This window comes from Nocardia sp. NBC_01499 (assembly GCF_045040275.1).
In the GTDB taxonomy this organism is placed as follows: domain Bacteria; phylum Actinomycetota; class Actinomycetes; order Mycobacteriales; family Mycobacteriaceae; genus Nocardia.
Genome location: NZ_CP109426.1, coordinates 9,954,487 through 9,974,550 on the forward strand (window position 1 = coordinate 9,954,487; position 20,064 = coordinate 9,974,550).

The 20,064-nt window shown below is 66.9% G+C and carries 19 protein-coding genes; 11 read left to right on the forward strand and 8 right to left on the reverse strand.

The window, feature by feature from the left end; translation table 11 throughout:
* Window positions 1-58: 58 nt before the first annotated feature.
* Window positions 59-844 (reverse strand): alpha/beta fold hydrolase, encoded by a 786-nt coding sequence (locus OG203_RS44740; RefSeq protein WP_405163263.1) that lies wholly within the window; start codon window positions 842-844, stop codon window positions 59-61.
* Between the two features lie 12 nt (window positions 845-856).
* Window positions 857-1,423, reverse strand: coding sequence for a TetR/AcrR family transcriptional regulator (locus OG203_RS44745; protein ID WP_405163264.1), 567 nt, complete (start codon window positions 1,421-1,423; stop codon window positions 857-859).
* Between the two features lie 87 nt (window positions 1,424-1,510).
* On the opposite strand from OG203_RS44745, the gene OG203_RS44750 reads away from it, so the two are divergent.
* On the forward strand, window positions 1,511-2,227 hold the full coding sequence (locus OG203_RS44750) for an SDR family NAD(P)-dependent oxidoreductase (protein WP_405163265.1): 717 nt from the start codon (window positions 1,511-1,513) through the stop codon (window positions 2,225-2,227).
* A gap of 12 nt (window positions 2,228-2,239) precedes the next feature.
* On the opposite strand, the gene OG203_RS44755 is transcribed toward OG203_RS44750, so the two are convergent.
* Window positions 2,240-2,722 (reverse strand): cation:proton antiporter regulatory subunit, encoded by a 483-nt coding sequence (locus tag OG203_RS44755; RefSeq protein WP_405163266.1) that lies wholly within the window; start codon window positions 2,720-2,722, stop codon window positions 2,240-2,242.
* A 147-nt stretch (window positions 2,723-2,869) separates the two neighbouring features.
* Here OG203_RS44755 and OG203_RS44760 point away from each other — a divergent pair, with 147 nt between their 5' ends.
* Complete coding sequence (locus OG203_RS44760) at window positions 2,870-4,090, forward strand: phthiocerol/phthiodiolone dimycocerosyl transferase family protein (protein WP_405163267.1); 1,221 nt, start codon at window positions 2,870-2,872, stop codon at window positions 4,088-4,090.
* Between the two features lie 15 nt (window positions 4,091-4,105).
* Here OG203_RS44760 and OG203_RS44765 read toward each other — a convergent pair whose 3' ends face one another.
* The gene (locus OG203_RS44765) at window positions 4,106-5,617 is read right to left on the reverse strand and encodes a putative glycoside hydrolase (RefSeq protein WP_405163268.1); all 1,512 of its coding nucleotides are present in this window, start codon (window positions 5,615-5,617) and stop codon (window positions 4,106-4,108) included.
* A 205-nt stretch (window positions 5,618-5,822) separates the two neighbouring features.
* On the opposite strand from OG203_RS44765, the gene OG203_RS44770 reads away from it, so the two are divergent.
* Window positions 5,823-6,833, forward strand: a complete 1,011-nt coding sequence (locus OG203_RS44770; RefSeq protein WP_405163269.1) for a polysaccharide deacetylase family protein — start codon at window positions 5,823-5,825, stop codon at window positions 6,831-6,833.
* Window positions 6,834-6,952: 119 nt separating this feature from the next.
* Here the strand turns inward: OG203_RS44770 and OG203_RS44775 are convergent, their stop codons facing one another.
* The 3 genes from OG203_RS44775 to OG203_RS44785 all read right to left on the reverse strand — a co-directional run bounded on the left by OG203_RS44775 (window position 6,953) and on the right by OG203_RS44785 (window position 10,747).
* Window positions 6,953-8,998 carry a family 2A encapsulin nanocompartment cargo protein cysteine desulfurase gene (locus OG203_RS44775; RefSeq protein WP_405163270.1) on the reverse strand — a complete coding sequence of 682 codons (2,046 nt, stop codon included), beginning with the start codon at window positions 8,996-8,998 and terminating at the stop codon, window positions 6,953-6,955.
* Window positions 8,970-9,902 carry a family 2A encapsulin nanocompartment shell protein gene (locus OG203_RS44780; RefSeq protein WP_405163271.1) on the reverse strand — a complete coding sequence of 311 codons (933 nt, stop codon included), beginning with the start codon at window positions 9,900-9,902 and terminating at the stop codon, window positions 8,970-8,972. Before OG203_RS44780 ends, OG203_RS44775 begins: the two co-directional genes overlap by 29 nt.
* Before the next feature lie 125 nt (window positions 9,903-10,027).
* Window positions 10,028-10,747 carry an SDR family NAD(P)-dependent oxidoreductase gene (locus OG203_RS44785; protein WP_405163272.1) on the reverse strand — a complete coding sequence of 240 codons (720 nt, stop codon included), beginning with the start codon at window positions 10,745-10,747 and terminating at the stop codon, window positions 10,028-10,030.
* 75 nt (window positions 10,748-10,822) lie between these two features.
* On the opposite strand from OG203_RS44785, the gene OG203_RS44790 reads away from it, so the two are divergent.
* Window positions 10,823-11,362 (forward strand): MarR family winged helix-turn-helix transcriptional regulator, encoded by a 540-nt coding sequence (locus OG203_RS44790; RefSeq protein ID WP_405163273.1) that lies wholly within the window; start codon window positions 10,823-10,825, stop codon window positions 11,360-11,362.
* 43 nt (window positions 11,363-11,405) lie between these two features.
* Here OG203_RS44790 and OG203_RS44795 read toward each other — a convergent pair whose 3' ends face one another.
* On the reverse strand, window positions 11,406-12,911 hold the full coding sequence (locus OG203_RS44795; RefSeq protein ID WP_405163274.1) for a PucR family transcriptional regulator: 1,506 nt from the start codon (window positions 12,909-12,911) through the stop codon (window positions 11,406-11,408).
* A gap of 162 nt (window positions 12,912-13,073) precedes the next feature.
* Between OG203_RS44795 and uraD the strand changes: the two genes are divergently transcribed.
* From uraD to OG203_RS44830, 7 genes are all read left to right on the forward strand, one after another.
* A complete protein-coding gene (uraD, locus tag OG203_RS44800; RefSeq protein WP_405163275.1) occupies window positions 13,074-13,586 on the forward strand; it encodes a 2-oxo-4-hydroxy-4-carboxy-5-ureidoimidazoline decarboxylase in 513 nt (170 codons plus the stop codon).
* The gene (gene uraH, locus OG203_RS44805) at window positions 13,583-13,882 is read left to right on the forward strand and encodes a hydroxyisourate hydrolase (protein ID WP_405163276.1); all 300 of its coding nucleotides are present in this window, start codon (window positions 13,583-13,585) and stop codon (window positions 13,880-13,882) included. Before uraD ends, uraH begins: the two co-directional genes overlap by 4 nt.
* A gap of 3 nt (window positions 13,883-13,885) precedes the next feature.
* Window positions 13,886-14,761, forward strand: coding sequence for a factor-independent urate hydroxylase (gene pucL, locus OG203_RS44810; protein WP_405163277.1), 876 nt, complete (start codon window positions 13,886-13,888; stop codon window positions 14,759-14,761).
* 2 nt (window positions 14,762-14,763) lie between these two features.
* On the forward strand, window positions 14,764-15,633 hold the full coding sequence (locus OG203_RS44815; protein WP_405163278.1) for an FAD binding domain-containing protein: 870 nt from the start codon (window positions 14,764-14,766) through the stop codon (window positions 15,631-15,633).
* Window positions 15,633-16,103, forward strand: a complete 471-nt coding sequence (locus tag OG203_RS44820) for a (2Fe-2S)-binding protein (RefSeq protein ID WP_405163279.1) — start codon at window positions 15,633-15,635, stop codon at window positions 16,101-16,103. Before OG203_RS44815 ends, OG203_RS44820 begins: the two co-directional genes overlap by 1 nt.
* Entirely contained in the window at window positions 16,100-17,500 is a 1,401-nt protein-coding gene (locus OG203_RS44825; protein WP_405163280.1) for an 8-oxoguanine deaminase, read from the forward strand. Before OG203_RS44820 ends, OG203_RS44825 begins: the two co-directional genes overlap by 4 nt.
* A 118-nt stretch (window positions 17,501-17,618) precedes the next feature.
* Window positions 17,619-19,952: a xanthine dehydrogenase family protein molybdopterin-binding subunit gene (locus OG203_RS44830; RefSeq protein ID WP_405163281.1), complete on the forward strand. Its 2,334-nt coding sequence runs from the start codon at window positions 17,619-17,621 to the stop codon at window positions 19,950-19,952.
* Window positions 19,953-20,064: the final 112 nt, after the last annotated feature.

Below are 20,064 nucleotides of genomic sequence, written 5' to 3' on the forward strand. Positions count from 1 at the left end.
CTATGGGAATCATAACCTCGGGAAGTTGCCTGCGTCAAGACTTTCGGGGTGATAGGCGCTATGTATGCGCCTCGTCGAGGAAATCGAGGACGAGGGGGCTTGCGACATCCCGAAATTCGTCGAAGTAGGCGTGCCGTGCGCCGGGAATCAGCCGCAGCCGAGCGTGCGGGATGCGCTCGGCGAGCAGCGGCGCGTTCGCGGGCGGGTTGAACCGGTCATCGGTCCCGTGCACGATCAGGGTGGGAGTCGCGATGTCCGGCAGCACGTTCCAGGCGTCGTGCCGGTTGCTCGCCATCAGGTGGCGGCGCTTGGCGTAGGCGGGCATGGCCGGATCGCCGAGGGTGTTGTACGGGCCGGTGGTACGCGCCAACCATTCCGGGGTGTACATCAGTTCAAGCAGTGCCTGTCTCGCCGCGTCCGGATCGGGGTTGATGAGCGACTTCCGGATATCGGGTCCGCGTTCGAGGCTGTGTTTGCCGCCGGGGGAGGCGCAGCCGAGGACCAGGGCATGCACCCGGTCGGGATGGCGGGCGGCCAGCCATTGCGCGACGCGACCACCCATGGACGTGCCGTACACCGCGGCCCGCTCGATGCCGAGGTCATCGAGCACCGCGACCACGTCATCGGCGAAACCGACTGTGCTGTAAGGCTCGTCGGGCTTATCGCTGTCCCCGGTGCCGCGCCAGTCGAGGGTGATGGTGCGATATCGGCCCTGGAAATCCTCCCGGATCCCGTCCCACCAGTGATGATTGTTGGCTTGCCCGGCGAGCAGGAGCAGGGGAGTGCCCTCGCCCGCGATCTGGTACGCGAGGCGAACGCCGTTGGCGGCCTTGGCATATGGCACGGTGTTGTTCCCCTATCGGATCGGTTGGTTGGTAGGGCGCAGGCCGTCGAGGACCAGTTCCAGGCTACGGCGCCACACGGGTGACCCGGTCGTCTCGCCGAGCAGCGACAGTGCCCACACCAGATGCACCACGTCCTCGTCGCTTGCGTCGGCGCGCATCGCGCCCGCCCGACGAGCGCGCTGGAGCAGCGTCGACAGGTGTGACATCCCGCGATGGCACGCCTCGGTCAGCTGGGCGGCGGCGGGATGGTCGCCGGTGAACGCCTCGAGCAGCCCGCGGTCGGCGGTCATCTGACCGAGTAGTTCCTCGATGAACCGAGTGAACGCGGTCCACGCGTCCGGCTCGGCCTCGGCCCGAGCGGCGAATTTGTCCAGCGCGGCGAGGCGCTGCGGCAGCAGTGCGTCGATGAGCGCGTCGCGGTGCGGGAAGTGGTTGTACAGCGTCCCGATGCTGACCCCGGCCCGCCGCGCGATCTCCTCCAGCGAGCCGTCGAGCCCCTGTTCGGTGAACACACCGGCGGCCTCGCACAACAGCTTCTCGCGGTTGCGGGCCGCGTCGCGGCGCAACGGTTTGGTCATAAGGGCCATCTTACAAAAGTCGAGGGGCTCCTCGATTTCGTGCTATTTTTGAAATTGAGGGCCTCCTCAAATTATCGAAGGAGCATCATGTCCAGCACACCAACCGCCGTGATCGTCGGTGTCGGACCCGGCCTCGGAATGTCCATGGCCAGGCGTTTCGGTAGCGAAGGATTCCGCGTCGCGCTGATCTCGCGGGGCGCGGCGCGGCACGAGGGCTACCTGAAAGAGCTTGCCGCGCAAGGCATCGACGCCGCCGCGTATGTCGCCGACATCACCGACCGGGCCCGTCTGCGGTCAATTCTCGCCGAGATCGCAAGCGACGGCGACATCGAGCTCGCCTACTACGGTCCCGGCCCGACGCAGCAACCCATCCCGCTCGACGAAATAGACTCCGTCACAGCGCAATCCGCGTTCGACTGGGTCTGGCCCGCCATCGATATGGTGCACGAGGTCCTTCCTGCGATGCTCGCCAGAGGTGCCGGCGCCCTGATCTTCGCGGGTGGGCTTTCCAGCGTTCGTCCGATGCCGATGCTCGGCCACCTGGCCTTGCCCTCGGCCGCGTTGCGCAACTACGCCGTCACCCTCCATGCCGCCCTCGCCGACCGCGGCGTCTACGCGGGCACTCTCACCATCGGCGGCCTCATCGAACGTGGCGACATCCACGCCATGGTCACCGCCGACCCGGCCCGCTTCGGCTCGCTCGAAGGCCACACCCTCGATCCCGACGACCTCGCCGCCACCGCCTGGGACATGTACCGCGCCCGCGACCGGGCGGAAGAAGTCTTCGACCTGTTCAGCGGCTGACCGCGGAAAGTCTCAGCCGTCGGTGAGGATTCTGGCGGCGGCGTCGAGTCCCTCGGCGGTGCCGACGATCACCAGCAGATCACCGGCGGCGAAGGTGAAGTCCGGGCCCGGCGACGGGATCACCGCACCGCCTCGCATGATGGCCACGATGGAAACCCTTGTCCTGGTGCGCATCTCGGTCTCGCCGAGCGGACGGCCCGCGTAGGGCGAGCCGCCGAGGATGGCGAACTGCCGAGTGTGCACGCCGTCGAATTCGCGATGTTCCTCGCGTAGCTGCGCTACCAGTTGTGGGGCGCCGAGCAGGTTGGCCAGCGCGGCCGCCTCCGACGCCGACGGCGGAATCTGGTCGGTAGCTTCCGGATTGTCGGCTTTGCTGACGATCAGGTGGATCGTGCCGTCCTTGTGATCGATGACGCCGATGCGGCGGCGAACGCCCTTGATCGGAAAGTCTTTGCGCACACCGATACCCGGCAGGCGCGTCACCTCAACGTTCACCTCACCAGACTAACCGCGCGCGCTGTTCGGGGTGTGATGCTGATCATGGTAACTAACCGATCGGTCGTTCGTATTGTAGCTTGAGGGTAGCTGACCCGGCTGGAGTCTGTGAACTACCGAGGCATCAGGCCACTGAGGAGATCCACCGTGACGACCACATCTGCGATTAGACCGTTGGCACCGACCGAGGCGATCTATGTCGGTCTCGGATTGTTTGTCGGGTACTCCGTTCGAGTGCGTGGGCAGCTCGGTATCGCGGCGTTGTCCCAGGCCTTCGCCGCGCTGCGGCGGGTGTACCCGATTCTCGGTGCGCATGTCGTTGCCGATGATCAGGGGGCGTCGATAGTCAACTCGTCGGCGCCGCCGGTGATCCGGGTGTTCGACGGTGACGTCGCGTCCGTCCTTTACGACACGGACCTGGACGCGGCCCGGGCGGTGTGCGAGCTGCATGTGGTGCGCGAAGGCGATCGCGCGAACGTGACTCTGCTCATCCATCACAGCATCGCCGACGGGCATCACGCGCTGGCGATATTGGCGGAGTTCTGGTCGCTGTACACCGATTTCGTTGCGGGAACGGCTGTTCCATCGAGGCGGCGGCATGGGTATCCGATGTCGCTGGAGGCGTTGTACGCCGAACGCGGCATCGATCTCGCCGACGCCGCAGCCGCTGCCGCCGCGCCGAGCGACGCACCGGTCGGTGATCGGCAACTCATCGAACTGTCTTGCCTGCGTTGCCAACTCGATGAAGCACAGACCGCGGCCCTGGTCGACTTCGGCCACCGGCATGGCACGACGATCAACAGCTTGGTCTCGGCGGCCATCCTGCTCGCCATCGCGGACGTGCACGAGGTGCCGTTGACCGCGACCGCCTACGCCTTCCTGGTGGAATTGCGGTCGCGCCTCTCGCCGCCGGTGGCCTTCACCGCGGGCACGAACATCCTGGGCTACGGGCGCTACATCACCGAGGGCGATGCCGTCGATCTCGCGGATATCGCGCGGGCGATCGGCGCCAGGCTCGCCACGGATCTTGCCGACCGGACAATCCAGCACGCCGCAGTGCGGGCGGTGGGGAGCAAGGTGACCGTGCTGCACGAGCTACAGCAGGCACCGGCGGGGGCGCTTGCCACGAACTGGGGCAAGATCCCGACCCTGCGCCATCCGCCCGCGCTGGAACTGGTCGACTTCTGGCCGCTGTTCCATCTCGACGCATCGCTACCGCCCGACCTGGTCGAGACGAACCCGACGCCGTTCTTCGTGATCACCGGCTTCGCAGGTCGACTCAGCGTCGACCTGCTCATGCCGGAACTGACCGACAGTCATCGGGCAATCGTCGCGGCGCTGCGAAGTCGCCTGTTGTCGGTCGTATAGCGAGTCCTCTGCCGGTCAGTCCGATGGACTTGTCGCGAGGTGGTAGCGCACCGTCGGGCTCCAGAGGAAGAAGCCGTTCATGCCAGCGTCGTTCGCGGCGTTGATCTGCGCACGGACCTCACCGGAGCCGTAATCGACGCCGAGACTGAAGTCCTGCAACCACGGCACGATCTTGGCCCCGGTGCCTTGGGTTTGCGTGCGGAAATCCTGCAACGAGCGGTAGATGATGTCGTACGGTTGCGAATTCGGGTTGGCCACACCGTATTCACCGGCGTTCCAATGCGAGGGATACAGCATCGGCGCGATGTAGTCGACGTACTTGGCCATCATCGGAATGTTCTGCGCGATCTCCTCGGGCCTGGTGGCCGCGACGCCGAATACCGCGGCGCTCTGCTCGGCACCGGCGTCGCGCACGGGATCGCGGCTCTCATGGAGGAATTCGGCGATCGACACGGTGGGCGACACGGTCGAGCCGGGGAACTGCATCTGCGACAGCGCGCCGTCCGGGCGCCGGACATAGTCGTACATGATTCCGTCGAAGCCGAGCTTGGCCGCCTCGACCGCGAGATCGATGTTATATCTGCGTATTTCGGGATTCGCGAAGTTGGTGAAGGCGATCGCGCCGTATCTGCTGGAATACGGCTGGCCGGAGGGGTCCTGGACGACCCAGTCCGGACGACCGTTCTGCCAGGCCCATTCGGCCATCATCGCGTCCCGGAACGCGACGATCCGGCCGACCACGCGAATACCCATGTCGTGCAATTGCCGCAGTGCGGCAGGGGCGTCGTAGATGCGCGTGACGGCACCCGAATCGCGGGCCAGCGGCACCTGCGAGTCGTAGCCGACGACACCGTCCTCGTCCTTGATATCGAGCTGCACGGTGTTGATCCGCCCGTCGCGGGCCATGGTCAACACGTCCTCGCGGAGTCCGTCGTCGGACCACCCGTACGCGGTCACGTGCACCGCCTTGATCGGCGGCTGCTCCACCGCCGCCGTGATCGCCTGGGTGGCTTCGTTGCCCGCCGCGTCCACGGCGACCACCTTGGCGCCGGTTTGCATCCTCGGCATCGGGATCTCGAACGTTCCGTCGTCGGCGGGGGTCACCGTCTGCGTGCCGACCGAGACGCGCTGCGCCCCGGTTGCCTTGCCGCGCAAGGTAACCGGCTGGCGGTAGGAAGACACGCCAGCGGGTTGGGTCAGTTCCAAAGCTGGGGGCTCGTTGTCGACGGTGAACGTCTTGGACACGCCGGGGCCGGTGCGGAGGAAGCCGAGGAAACTCGGCGGGATCTCGGCGGTGAACTTGTGCTCGCCATCGGGCAGCGCACCCGGCCGGTACACCACCGTGCGGCCGTCGACAGTGCCGGAGACCGGATTGCCGTCGAGCTCGAGCTGCATGGCCGCGGGGTCGTATGCACCCGCGTCGACACGCAATGTCATGGCGGACAAGGTCGCCGCGCCGACCAGACTGTTCGGGAGACCGGTGACGGTCAATCCCTTGGGTTCGGTGCGAACCCAGCTGAGGGTCACAGAAGCGATAAGAATTGATAAGGCTGAGATAACTAGGACTGTCGTCAACCGCCGGTGTCCTGTAACGCCTAGTCTTTCTAGCAACGCGCACACCAACTTTCGTCCGGAGAATGGCTCAACTATCGCGGGTTCGGCCCGCGCCCGTCGCTACTTTGCCCGTGTTCCCTACGCTACGAAATGGTCGAGCTCGCGTACTGTTTGCGCGGTGACGAAGAACGCGACTATCAGTGTTCGAGTTATGTTGTCGGTGCTGGTGTTCACGGCCGCCGCGGCCTGTGCGGCGGACCATGACCGGGCCGACCCGCGAGATGCGCCGACGGGGAGCAAGCCGCCGTCGAGCAGTCCCGCACCCGATCCGGCCGCGGTGGGCGCCAATGAGCTCGGCGTTGTGCCCGTCCTCATGTACCACCAGCTGGTGTCCGAGCCGGAGAGCGAATATGACCAGACGCCAGCGAAATTCCGCGCCGAACTCGAACGACTACATCGCGAGAACTACCGTCCGGTGACCACCGCCGCCTACATCTCCGGCGCCATCGACCTGCCCGCAGGCACGCATCCGGTGGTGCTCACCTTCGACGACTCGACGCTCAGCCAGCTCGCGTTCACCGCTGATGGCAAGGTCGCGCCCGACACCGCCGTCGGCATCCTCGAACAGTTCCGGGCCGAGTATCCGGACTTCGCGCCGACCGCGACTTTTTACGTCAACAATCAGCCGTTCGGTGCAGATCCGCGAGCCCTATCCTGGTTGGCCGCACACGGATACGAGATCGGCGCCCACACCGCGACCCACGCGAACCTCGGGCAGCTGGACGGCGTCGGAGTCCAACGCGAGCTGGCGGACAACGTCCGCGCCATCGTGTCGGCGACACCGGGACCGGTGCGGACCATGGCGCTGCCGCTCGGCATCGCACCGACCGACCGCACCCTGGCCACCGCGGGCAGCTGGGATGGCACGAACTATTCGTTCGAGGCGGTGCTGCTGGTCGGTGCCGAGCCGGCTCCCTCGCAATACGGCGAACTGGATGCCACGGCTGTGCCCCGAATCCGTTCCGGCGCAACACCGGTCGACTTCGACTCGACCTACTGGCTGGATCGGCTCGCCGCGAACCCGGAACAGCGCTACACCTCGGATGGCAACCCAAAGCAGATCTCCTTCCCTGCGCGCTTGTCCGGGACGTTGAACCCGCGGTATTCGGGTAAGGCCAAGTCGTACTGATCAGCGAAGTGGGAGGTGGGGCTGCGCCTTACTGTCGTTGGCGCACAATCCTTTACGTCAGCCGCAGGGGTGTGCGGCTGACGTAAAGGCGCGTGGTCGAGTTGTGCCGAACGCGATAGTCACCGCGGCGAACGAGCGGCGAGTTGTTCGAGGACGGCGACCATTCGGTCGATCTCCTCGCAGGTGTTGTAGAAGGCGAACGACGGACGCACCGTTGCCTCCAGGCCGAGGCGACGCAGAATCGGCTGGGCGCAATGATGCCCGGCGCGGACCGCGATGCCCTTCTCGTTCAACGCCTTTCCGACCTCGATGGGTTCGTAGCCCGCCATTACGAAGGAGAGCACGCTCGCCTTGTCGGCGGCAGTGCCAACCAGTCGGATGCCGCGCACGGCGGCGACGCGCGGGGTCGCGTACTCGAGCAGTCCGTGCTCGTAGCGTGCGATGGCGTCCATGCCGATGCGCTCGACGTATTCGATGGCCGCGCCGAGCCCGACCGCATCGGCGATATTGCCGGTGCCCGCCTCGAAACGTCCAGGCGGCGGCTGGAACAACGAACGCTCCAGCGTGACATCGCTGATCATATTGCCGCCGCCCTGCCAGGGCGGAACATCTTGCAGTATCTCGGATTTTCCGTAGACCACGCCGATTCCGGTCGGCCCGAACAGCTTATGGCCGGAGAACACGAAGAAATCGGCGCCGATCGAGCGCACGTCGATGCTGGTGTGCGGTACCGATTGCGCGCCGTCGACGAGGGTGACCGCCCCGGCCCGCTGCGCCTCGGCGACGATCTCGCGCACCGGCGTGATGGTGCCGAGCGCGTTCGAAACATGAGTAACCGAAACGAGTTTCGTGCGATCGGAGAGCAGCCTGGTGTATTCGCCGAGCATCAGCTCGCCGTTGTCGTCGACCGGAATGACCTTGAGTACCGCGCCCGTCTCGGCGGCAAGCATCTGCCAGGGCACGATGTTCGCGTGGTGTTCGAGGTGCGAGACGATGATCTCGTCGCCCGCGTGAATGTTCTTGCGGCCCCAGGTTTGTGCGATCAGATTGATGCCCTCGGTGGCGCCGCGGACGAAGATGATCTCCTCCGCCGAGGACGCGCCGATGAACCGGGCAACGATATCGCGGGCCTGCTCGTAGGCGTCGGTCGAGCGGGCCGCCAATTCGTGTGCGGCCCGGTGGATATTGGAGTTCTCGTGCTCATAGAAGTGGGCGATGCGCTCGATCACCGAGCGCGGCTTCTGCGTCGTCGCGGCATTGTCGAACCACACCAGCGGATGGCCGTTGACCCGTTCCCGAAGGATCGGGAAATCGTTGCGGACGGCGTGCACGTCGAAGATCGGGTGCGTGTCGGGCAGTCGAGCGGGACCGGACGACGTCGCGGGGCTGTACGAGTCCAGGAAGTAAAAGCTCGGTGCCGCGGACGGCTGCGGTGCCGCGGCATCGGGAAAGCGTTGCGGCGAAAGCACTCCGCGCAACGACGGCAGCGTCGTGAGAAATGGGTCGTTGTGTATTCCGGAGGTACTCACCGGCGGGTGCGCGGGCGGGCCCGCCGCGTCGGCCATGGGCACGTCGCGTCCCCAGCCCGGTACCGACGGGTCCGGTGTGCTGCCGCCGGGTGGCGTGGTACCGGAAAACCCTTGTGCACCCGAGGATGTGCGACCGCTGGGCGGCGCGGTGCCGTACACGCCAGGCACCGACGGCTCGGGTGTGCTGCCGCCAGGCGGTGTGGCACCTGAAAGTCCCTGCGCACCAGACGAAGCTGGCGGCGTCACACCGGAAACCCCCGGTACTCCGGGGACCGACGGTTCCGGCGTACGTCCGCCGGGCGGCGTGGCACTCGAAACGCCCTGTGCGCCCGGCGATGCCGCCTCCGGCGGATGTCCACCGGGATGCGTCGCGCCGGAAAACCCCGGCGCACCAGCCGCTGTCGCCGCGGGCACCGGGGACGGCACCGGCACGTTCGGCGGCGAAGTCGGCAGATCGGGCTGCGCGACACTCAGGCCCACCGGAGCGGCGGGCAGGCCCGCCGACCCCGACGGCAGCGCCGAGAAGAACGCACCGGCAAGGCGATTCAGCGTCGCCTCGTCCGGCAGCATCCACTCGGCGCCACCATCTTCCGCTGGGCGTGAGATGTCAGCTCCGGTAGGTCGGTGCGTAGTCATGGAACTTGCCCACCTCGGCTCCGTCGAGCACTGCCACCGCATCGTCGGTCAGGATCGCCAGCGAGCAGTACAGCGACACCAGATATGACGCGATCGCGCTGCGATCAATACCCATGAACTTCACCGAAAGGCCCGGTCCCTGTTCACCGGCCAGACCCGGCTGATACAGACCGACCACGCCCTGACGGGCCTCGCCGGTGCGGATCAGCACGAACTTGGTCTTCCCTCGTTCCACCGGAACCTTGTCCGACGGAATGATCGGAATCCCGCGCCAGGTCAGGAACTGCGACCCGAACATGCTCACGGTCGGCGGCGGCACACCGCGCCGGGTGCATTCCCTACCGAACGCCGCGATGCCCTGCGGGTGGGTAAGGAAGAACCCCGGCTCTTTCCAGACCTTCGTGATCAGATTGTCGAGGTCGTCCGGCGTCGGCGGCCCGGCGATCGTCGAGAGCCGTTGCTTCTTCGTAGCATTCGCGATGAGACCGTAGTCCGGGCTGTTGATCAGCTCGCCCTCTTGGTGCTCCTTGATTGCCTCGATGGTCAACCGCAACTGTTGAGCAATCTGATCGTGCGGGCTCGAATACAGATCCGAGACGCGGGTGTGCACATCGAGAATCGTGTGCACCGCCTTGAGTCGGTACTCCCGCGGGTCTCGCTCGTAGTCGATAAATGTCTCCGGCAGCGGAGACTCGTCGAAGTTATCGCATTGAATATCGACGGTTTGTTCGTCGGTGACCCGGTTACGCCGGTAGATACCGGCTTCGACGGGCACCCAGTTCAACAGATGAACCAACCACCGTGGGGTGATCGACTCCATCTGCGGAACGGACTTCGTGGCATTAGCCAGTGTCCGGGCAGCATCATCGCCCAGCGCAACCGGCCGTGGAACAGCTTTCGTCATCGAACCACCTTGGGATCGGCAAATCCACCGTTACCAGCTCGATCATGCTAGCCCCTACCCTCCCGGTTGCCCGGATCGCCCCTATTGCCCGCCTTACGCCGCGCGCCGCGCCCCGTTTTCGCCACTCATCGCGTGGTGCGTTCGCCGCCGTTGACCGCGAGCACCTGACCGGTCACCTGCCGGGCCGCGGGGGAGGCGAGGTAGTGCACTGCGGCGGCGATATCCTCGGGAACGCCGGGGCGGCGGGTGTGCGCGGCGGCGATGAGTGCGGCGCGGCGCTCGTCGGTCAGCTTGTCGCGGAAGAACTCCGTATCCGAGATGTAGCCGGGGGCAACGACATTCGCGGTGATGCCGCGCGGTCCCAGCTCGGCGGACAGTTGCGTGTTCCACGAGGCGAGTCCGGCTTTGGCCGCACCGTAGGCGCCCGCACCCTTGTCCGCGGCGATCGAGCCGATGTTCACCACGGCCCCCGGGGTGGCCAGTCGCTCGCTCAGCGCGGAGGTCATCAATACCGCGCTGATCAAGTTGGCGTCCAGGTTGGCCCGCCAGGCGTCGGCCAGCCCCCGCAGGTCGGTCGGTGCGTCCGTGTCGAAGTCGGTATTGCCGCCCGCGTTGTTGACCAACACGTCGATCTCGCTGGGGAGTTGGGCGACCAGTGCCTCGATCTGCGCCGGATCGGTCGCGTCGCAGACCCGTGCCGTCGCGCCGATTTCCTCGGCTGTCGCGTGCAACGGCTCGGCCCGGCGACCGGTGATCACCACCGAGTCGCCCTTGGCCGCGAAGATGCGCGCGATCGCCCGCCCGATCCCGGTGGCTCCGCCGGTCACTACGATGTTGCGTCCCATGTCGATCTCCCTTATCGAGTACATTTAGACCTAAACGTAGACTTCATTTAGGCCTAAACGCAACCGAGGAGTGGCATGGACGACAATGATCCGGTCGACGCTATCGCGCTCGCGTGGCTCCGTGAGCGGCCGGGAACCCCGGTCGACAGCATCGGCGTCGTAACGCGAATATGGCATCTGGCCAAGGCTTTTGGTGACGACCGGCGCCGGGTGCTCGTCGCTGAACAGGCCGACGCGGCGACGCTGGATCTGCTCAGCGTGCTGCGCCGCAGCGGCCCGCCGTATCGATTGACCACCCGGCAACTCGCCGAACGCACCATGCTCACCGGCGGCGCGATCTCCCAGCGGGTCGGCCGCGCCGAGGCAAGCGGCCTGGTCACCCGGACCACACTGGACGACGGTTCGCGCGGCGTGGTCATCGCGCTCACTCCCGCCGGACACGCCGAGGTCGAACGACTGGTCGACCAGGTGCTCGGCCGCGAGCTCGACCTGCTCTCGAGTCTGACCGCAGCGCAGCAGGCCGACCTGGCCGACCTGCTCCGTATCCTGCATCAGGACCTGATGACCCGCCTCGGTCTCGGCAAGATCATCCAGGTCGGCACCGCGGAAACGTAGCCGAGGCCAAAGTCGTTGACTGTCAGGCGGACCCGCGTGCGACTCAGCGCAGGGCGAGGGCGAGGAAGAAGTCGACGCGGTCTTCGAGGCGGGACAGGTCGCGGCCGGTGAGTTCTTCGATGCGCTGGATGCGGTAGCGCAGGGTGTTGACGTGGACGTGCAGGAGATCGGCGCATTTGGTCCAGGAGCCGGAGACCTCGAGGAAGGTTTCCAGGGTGTGCACCAGGTCGGCGCGGTTGTCCTGGTCGTAGGTGGTGAGGGGGTCGAGCAGGCGGAGGCGGAACATGCGGCGGACCTCGTCGGGGACCGAGGCGAGCAGCAGCATGTGGGTGGCAAGCTCGTCGTGGCCGACGACGCTGGCGGGTTGTAGTCGGCCCGCGGCCATCCGGCGCGCGTAGCGAGCTTCTTCGACCGCGCCGCGCAGGCCCTCGCCGTCGACGACACCACTGACGCCGACCGATAGTCGGCTGCCGCGTAGTCCGGGCTCCAAAGCGGTTACCGCACGGTTGATTTCGTCGATCACCGGGGTATCCGGGCCTGCGGGGATCAGTGCGATCGCCTCGCCGTCCACCACCCCCGCGGCTGGCCTTCTGCCGTAAAGGATTTCGCGCAGCAGCACGCGTAACTCACCGGGCCGCAACGTGTCATCGGCGGCGGCCGCGACCGCGATATAGGTTTCGGCGGGCCCGAGGCCGGTCAGTTCGAGCCGCGAGATGATCTCCGTCGGTTTCGCGTCGGACACGATCAGCTCGATGAGTTCCTGGGCGAGCCGCCCCTCGGCGCTCTGCCGATCGTCCTGTCGGGCGCGTTCCAGCGACACGACCGCGGCCAGTTCACCGGCCAGCGCGCGCCGCTCCTCGGGCCATTCGGTGTAGTCCCCCTCGAACACCAGGAACCAGTCCGCGGCTCGCGAGGTCCGATGCTCATCGACCGCGAACAGGGAAAACCGGCTGCCCTCATGCAGAAACGCAAACGGCAGCCGACGGGCACTGAGAAACGCGGTGGTCACCTCGACCGGCGGCGGCGTGCCAGGCCCGGCCACCGCCCGCCCGGTCGACGACACCACCCAACATCGCATGCCGAGATCGCGTTCGATGAGGTCGAGCACCGACCCGAGCCCGGCCCCCGAGACGAGCTGGCGATGCCGGTCGAGGATCGCGGTCAGATCTGCGGCCCGCCCGGTCGACAGATTGCGGGTGATCTGCTCGGTGACCGCGGCGAACGCCACCGTCTCCGGCACCGTGAACAGCGGAATCCGATGCTTGCGACAGGCCTCGACCACGTCCGGCGGCGCACCGCCGTACCTGGCGTCACCCGCGGCCATCCCCGCAACCCCGGCCTGGGCGAGCGCTCTGACGAACACCTCGCTGTCGGCGGGATCATGCCGCCACTGCAGGCCGGTGAGCACGAGCTCCCCGCCGGACAGGTAGCGACCAGGATCGAGCATGTCCGTGGTCACCACCCAACGCACGAACCGGTCCAGCTCTTCCTCGCCGGTGACGAGCTCGAGCCCCAGGTCCGCCATGGTCAGCAGTGATCGAAGGCGCACGGTGCGAAGGCTAACAGTCGCCCCCCTGGTAAACGCCCTTGGACATTCGCACAAAGACTTCGGTGTGAACTCTCGCACAGTTCAGATTTCTCGTTTCTAGCTGCGGTGTTCCCCGGCGGGTGTACTTGCGGGACAGAGTGGCGAACCCCGACAGGAGATCAGATGGCAGGCGACATCGGATGGCTCAACTCGTTGCCGCCGGACCGGGCCGAGCAGGAACTGCTGACCTGCTGCGCGTCCCGGCAGTGGGCGCAGAAGGTGGCGGCATCCCGGCCCTATCCCGACGCCGCGAGCGCCGTGGCCGCGGCCGTTGCCGCGGTGTGCGAGCTGAGTTGGCCGGAGGTCGAGGAGGCGCTGTCGGCGCATCCGCGCATCGGTGACCGGGCCAAGGCGGAGTTATCCGAGCGGGAGGCCGCGTGGTCGCGCGGCGAACAGTCCGGTGCCGCAACCGCCGATGCCGCGGTGCGTACAGAACTTGCCGCCGGCAACCTGGCCTATGAGGATCGCTTCGGCCATGTCTTCCTGATCCGCGCCACCGGCCGCAGCGCCGAGGAGATGCTCACCGAGCTGCGTAAGCGCCTGGCGAACTCGGTGCTCGACGAGCGCATCAAGGTGCAGAGCGAACTCGCCGACATCACCCGGCTGCGCGTACGAAAGCTGCTGGGGGACAGGTGAGTCTGTCCACCCACGTATTGAACGCGGTGACCGGCCGCCCCGCGGCGGGGCTGCGGGTTCAGCTCTCGCGCGGTGACGGAACGGTGCTCGCCGAGCGGCACACCGACGACGACGGCCGCGTCAAAGACCTGCCCGCTCCCGAAACCGGCACGCACCGGCTGACTTTCGACACCGGCGAGATCAGCCCGTTCTACCCCTCGGTCGCCATCGACTTCACCGTCGCCGACCCGGCCGCGCACTATCACGTGCCGCTGCTGCTCAGTCCGTATTCCTACTCCACCTATCGAGGTAGCTGAACAATGTCGATCAAGCTCGGACCGAACCGATATGGCAAAGCGGAGACCCATGTCGTCAGCGCGACGAAAAACGGTGGAGTGCACGAGATCCGCGATCTCAATGTCGGGGTAGCCCTCTCCGGCGACATGGATGACGTGCACCGCACCGGCGACAACGGCGCGGTGCTGACGACGGACACGCAGAAGAACACCGTCTTCGCGTTCGCCAAGGAGCACGGCATCACCTCGCCCGAGGCGTTCGGTGTATTGCTGGCACGGCATTTCGTCGATTCGCAGCCGACCATTCACCACGCGCGGGTCAGCATCGAGGAGTACGCCTGGGAGCGCATCGTGCTCGACGCGAGCACTGAGCAGCATTCGTTCGTCCGCTCCGGCCAGGAGACCCGCACCGCGCGGGTGCACTACGACGGCGAAAAGGCTTGGGTTGTCGCGGGTTTGCAGGGCCTGGTGGTGCTCAACTCCACCGGTTCGGAGTTCCACGGTTACCTGAAGGACAAGTACACGACGCTGAAGGAGGCCTACGACCGCGTCCTCGCCACCGAGGTCAACGCGGAGTGGCGCTTCACCGGCGAGCCGAGCGACTGGGACAAGACCTACCGCGAGGCCAGGCGCGCGCTGCTGGAGGCATTCGCCGAGACCTACAGCTACTCACTGCAGCAGACCCTGTACGCGATGGGCGAGCGAGTGCTGAACACCTGCCCGGAGATCGGCGAGGTCCGGCTGTCGCTGCCCAATAAGCACCATTTTGTCGTCGACCTGTCCGCCTTCGGACTGGCGAACGACAACGAGGTCTTCTATGCCGCCGATCGCCCCTACGGCCTGATCGAGGGCACCGTGTTGCGCGAGGACGCGCCCGCCGCCGGTCCGGCGTGGGAGTGACGATGGATTTCCTACGACCCACCTCGTGGGCGGACGCCCTCGACATCAAAGCAGGCCGTCCGGACGCCACGCCCATTCAGGGCGGCACCGACATGATGGTCGAACTCAACTTCGACAAGGGTCGCCCGAGCGCGCTGCTCGACCTGAACCCGTGCCGAGAGTTGTTCGACTACAAGGAGATCGACGGCAAGATCCGCATCGGCTCCGGCGTGCCGTACGTCCGGATCATCAACCGGCTCGGCAGTCAGCTGCCCGGCCTGGCCCAGGCCTCCCGCACCGTCGGCTCGCCGCAGATCCGCAATCGCGGCACCGTCGGCGGCAACCTCGGTGGCGCGTCCCCGGCCGGCGACGCCCATCCCGCGCTGCTCGCCGGCAACGCGGTGGTCGAGGTCGCGTCGGCGGCCCGAGGCACCAGGATGATCCCGATCGACGACTTCTACATCTGGGTGCGCAAGACCGCCCTGGAAGCCGACGAACTGATCAGCGCGGTCTGGCTGCCGCCCGCCGAAGGGCCGCAGTACTTTTCGAAGGTCGGTACCCGCAACGCCATGGTGATCGCGGTCTGCTCGTTCGCCATCGCGCTCTATCCGAACAGCGGAACGGTGCGCACCGGCATCGGCTCGTCCGGTCCGACGCCGTTGCGCGCCGAACCCGCCGAGGAATTCCTGGCCACGCAACTGCCGTGGCACGATCCCGCCCCGCTGACCGAGCGGGTGCTGCGCGAGTTCGGCGCGCTCGTCTCGGCCGCCGCCAAACCGATCGATGACGTGCGCGGCACCGCGGATTACCGCAAGCACGCCCTGTCGGTGCTGGCCCGCCGCACCCTGGGCTGGGCATGGACGGACTACCTAACAGAAAGGAAGGCAGCCTGATGCGCGTGACCTTCGACGTGAACGGTGCCACGGAGACCGTCGACGACGTGTGGGAGGGCGAGAGCCTGCTCTACATGCTGCGCGAGCGGATGGGCCTTCCCGGCTCCAAGAATGCCTGCGAACAGGGCGAATGTGGTTCCTGCACAGTCTATTTGGACGGCACGCCGGTGTGTTCCTGCCTGGTCGCGGCCGGGCAGGCCGAGGGCCGCTCGGTGCGGACCGTCGAGGGCCTGGCGCGTGGCGCGAAGCTGGATCCGATGCAGCAGGCGTTCGTCGAAGCGGGCGCGGTCCAATGTGGTTTCTGCACACCGGGCCTCATCATCCAGGCGCACGACCTGATCGAACACAACCCCGATCCCTCTGACGTGGAGATCCGCGAGGCGCTGGCCGGAAACCTGTGCCGCTGCACCGGATACGAGAAGATCCTGGATGCCGTGCGCCTGGCGGCCGAGCGGAAGGCGGGAGCATGAACACAGCATCGCGCAGCGATTCGGTGCGGGGTGGCGGCCGGGCGACGGGTTGGCGCAAGACTGTCATCGAAAATGCCTATATAGCACCGGTGGTCGGTCCGGAGATCGCGTCCGGGTACCTCGTCATCGCGAACGGCAGGATCGAATCCCTCGGCGCGGGAACGGCACCCATCGTGCCCGACGCGCAACGTATCGACGGCACCGGCTGCCTGGTCACCCCCGGCCTGGTCAACACTCACCACCACCTCTACCAGTGGGCCAGCCAGGGCCTGTTCCAGGACTCGACGCTGTTCGAATGGCTGACCGGTCTCTACCGCACCTGGGCGAGCATGGACGCCGATGTCGTATACGGCGCGGCCGCAGCGGGATTGGGCTGGCTCGCGCTCACCGGCTGCACCACGAGCAGCGATCACCACTACGTCTTCCCGAAGGGCCGCGGCGACCTGTTCGACGCCGAGGTCCGCGCCGCGCACGAACTCGGCATCCGCTTCCACCCGTGCCGCGGCTCGATGGACCGCGGCCAGTCCGATGGTGGCCTGCCGCCGGACGAGGTGGTCGAGGATCGCGACGAGATCCTGATCAACACCTCGGAAACCATTGACAAGTACCATGATCCGTCGTTCGACTCGATGCTGCGCGTCGCCGTCGCGCCGTGCTCGCCGTTCTCGGTGAGCGAGGGTCTGATGACCGACGCCGCTCTCCTGGCACGCACCAAGAACGTTCGGCTGCACACCCATCTCGCCGAGACGCTCGACGAGGAAGAGCACTGCCGCGAGCAGATGGGTTGCACCCCGGTCGAATACATGGAGAAGCTCGGCTGGCTCGGCGAGGACGTGTGGTTCGCGCACGCGGTGCACCTGCACGACGCCGATATCCGCCGCTTCGCCGAGACCGGCACCGGCTCGGCGCACTGCCCGAGCTCCAACGCGCGCCTGGGCGCCGGCATCGCCCGCGTCTCCGAATTGCTGCGTGCCGGAGCACCGGTCGGCCTCGGCGTCGACGGCGCGGCGTCGAGCGAACTGACCTCGATGGCGGGGGAGATGCGCCAGGCCATGCTGTTCCAGCGGGCCGTGCACGGGCCGACCGCGCTCACCGCCCGGCAGGCCATGGAGATCGGAACCCTCGGCGGCGCACGCAATCTCGGCCGCCAGCAGGAACTCGGCAGCCTCGAGGTCGGCAAGCTCGCTGATATCGCGATGTGGCGGGTCGACGGGTTCCGGGCCGCGGTCGAAGATCCGGTCTGCGCACTGGTTTTCGGGCCGACGCCACCGTTGGCCAGGCTGCTCGTCGGCGGTCGCACCGTTGTAGAAAACGACGAACTGCGCACCGTCTCGCACGACGCGATCGGCCGAGCGGGCGCCAACGCCCACCAGCGACTGATGCGGGGACGGCCATGACGACACCGCACCCACGCTCGGCGCGCGGCGTGTTCATCAGCCGGGTTCCTCGGCCGATGTGCACACCGACGACGTTGTCGAAGGGCTGTACTAGCCCGCGCCGGAAAGAGGAGAAGCGATGACCACCGCACGCACGACGCGGTTCCCCGGCGAGGTCGCCGCGCCGGGTAAAGGCGGCATCGGCGAGAGCCCGCTGCGCCCCGACGGCACCCTGAAGGTCAAGGGCGAGTTCGCCTATGCCTCCGACCTGTGGATGGACGGCATGCTGTGGGGCGCGACCTTGCGCAGCCCGCATCCCCGCGCCCGCATCGTCAGCATCGATATCAGCCAGGCGCTCGCACTGCCCGGTGTGTACGCCGTGCTCACCAACGAGGACGTGCCTGGCCGCAACGTCTACGGCCTCGATCACACCTGGGACCAGCCGGTCCTCGCCATCGGCGAGGTCCGCCACCACGGCGAGCCGATCGCGCTCGTCGCCGCCGACCATCCGGAGATCGCGCGCCGCGCGATCGAGGTGATCGCCATCGAGTGGGAGGTGTTGACCCCCATCACCGATCCGCTCGCGGTGGTCGCCGACCCCGAGGCCAACAAGGTGCAGGAACGCGGCGGCATCGCCAGGCACCAGCCCGTCCGGGTCGGCGATATCGCGGTCGGGCGCGCGCTCTCCGATGTGGTGGTGTCCGGCGAGTACGAGGTCGGCATCCAGGACCAGGCGTTCCTCGGCCCGGAGGCTGGCCTGGTCGCGCCGGGTGAGGATGGCGGACTCGATTTCTACGTCGCCACCCAGTGGATGCACAACGACCTCAAACAGATTGGCCCCTGTCTCGGCCTGCCCGACGACAAGATCCGGATGACCCTGGCCGGCGTCGGCGGCGCGTTCGGCGGCCGCGAGGACCTGTCCATGCAGATCCACGCGGGCATGCTCGCGCTGTACACCGGCAAGCCGATCAAGATGATGTACAACCGCGAGGAATCGTTCTTCGGGCACGTGCACCGGCATCCGGCGAAGATGCGCTACGAGTACGGCGCGACCCGCGCGGGGAAGATCGTCTTCGCCGAGGTGCAGATCGTGCTCGACGGCGGCGCGTACACCTCGGCGACGCTCAACGTCACCGGCAACGCGTCCTCACTCGCGCTCGGCCCGTACGAGATTCCGCACATCAAGATCGACGCCTACGGTGTGTACACCAACAACCCGCCGTGCGGCGCGATGCGCGGATTCGGTGCGGTGCAAGCGTGTTTCGCGCACGAGTCGATGATGGACAAGCTCGCGGCGACCCTGGATCTCGACCCGATCCACGTCCGTCAGGTCAACGCCGTCGCGCAGGGCTCGAAGCTGGCGACCGGTCAGATCGTGCACGCGCCGATGCCGATGGTCGAGATGCTCGGTCAGGCCCGCGCGATGCCGCTGCCCGCGCCGCTCGACGCCTCCGACATCCGCAACCTACCCGGCGGCGCCTCGCAGACCACGCACGGCGAGGGCGTCGTGCGCGGCATCGGCTACGGCGTCGGCATCAAGAACATCTGCTTCTCCGAAGGCTTCGACGACCTGTCGACCGCCCGGGTGCGGCTGGAGGTCATCGGCGGCGAACCGGTCGCGCTGGTGCACACCGCCGCGGCCGAGGTCGGCCAGGGGCTGGTCACCGTCGAGGCGCAGATCGCGCGCACCGAACTCGGCATCGAGCGGGTCACCATTCACCCGGCCGACAACCAGGTCGGCGACTCCGGTTCCTCGTCCGCATCCCGGCAGACCTACATGACCGGCGGCGCGGTGAAGACCGCGTGCGAGGCGGTGCGAACGCGCGTATTCGCCCTCGCCCGAGGACGTTTCGGCGCCACCGCCGACCTTCGATTGGTGGGCGGCAAGGTGGTCTCCCGCACCGGCGAGGTGCACATCGCGCTCGTCGACCTGCTCGGTGACGAAATCATCGAGGAGACAAGGGAATACCACCACAAGCCGACCACGGGCATGGATCCCGTTACCGGCCAGGGCAACAGCCACACCCAGCTCGCTTTGTGCGTGCACCGGGCCGTTGTGGATGTCGACACCGAACTCGGCCTGGTCAAGGTCGTCGCCCTGGACGCCGTCCAGGATGTCGGAAAGATCATGAACCGCTTGTCGCTGGAGGGCCAGATCCACGGCGGCTCCGCCCAGGGCCTCGGCCTCGCGGTCATGGAGGAAATACAAGTCCGCGACGGAAAGGTGCTCAACCCGTCCTTCACCGACTACCTGATCCCCACGATTCTCGATACGCCGCCACAGCGGCTGGAGATTCTCGAAAACGCCGACCCGCACGCCCCATACGGGCTGCGTGGCGCCGGAGAGCCACCCACACTCTCCTCGACTCCCGCGATCGTCTCGGCCATTCGGGACGCATGCCGATCCGCGGGAGGAACCGTGCACATCAACCGTGTGCCGGTGCGTCCGGAAGACATCATCCGGAGCAGTTGATCAACAGGGGTTGTGTCTCGCATGCCGGGCATCGTCTACACGACACGAGAGCGCAGACCCCACAACAGCAGAACCGAACCACGCGATCCGGCCACTGATACCGGTTCGTAGG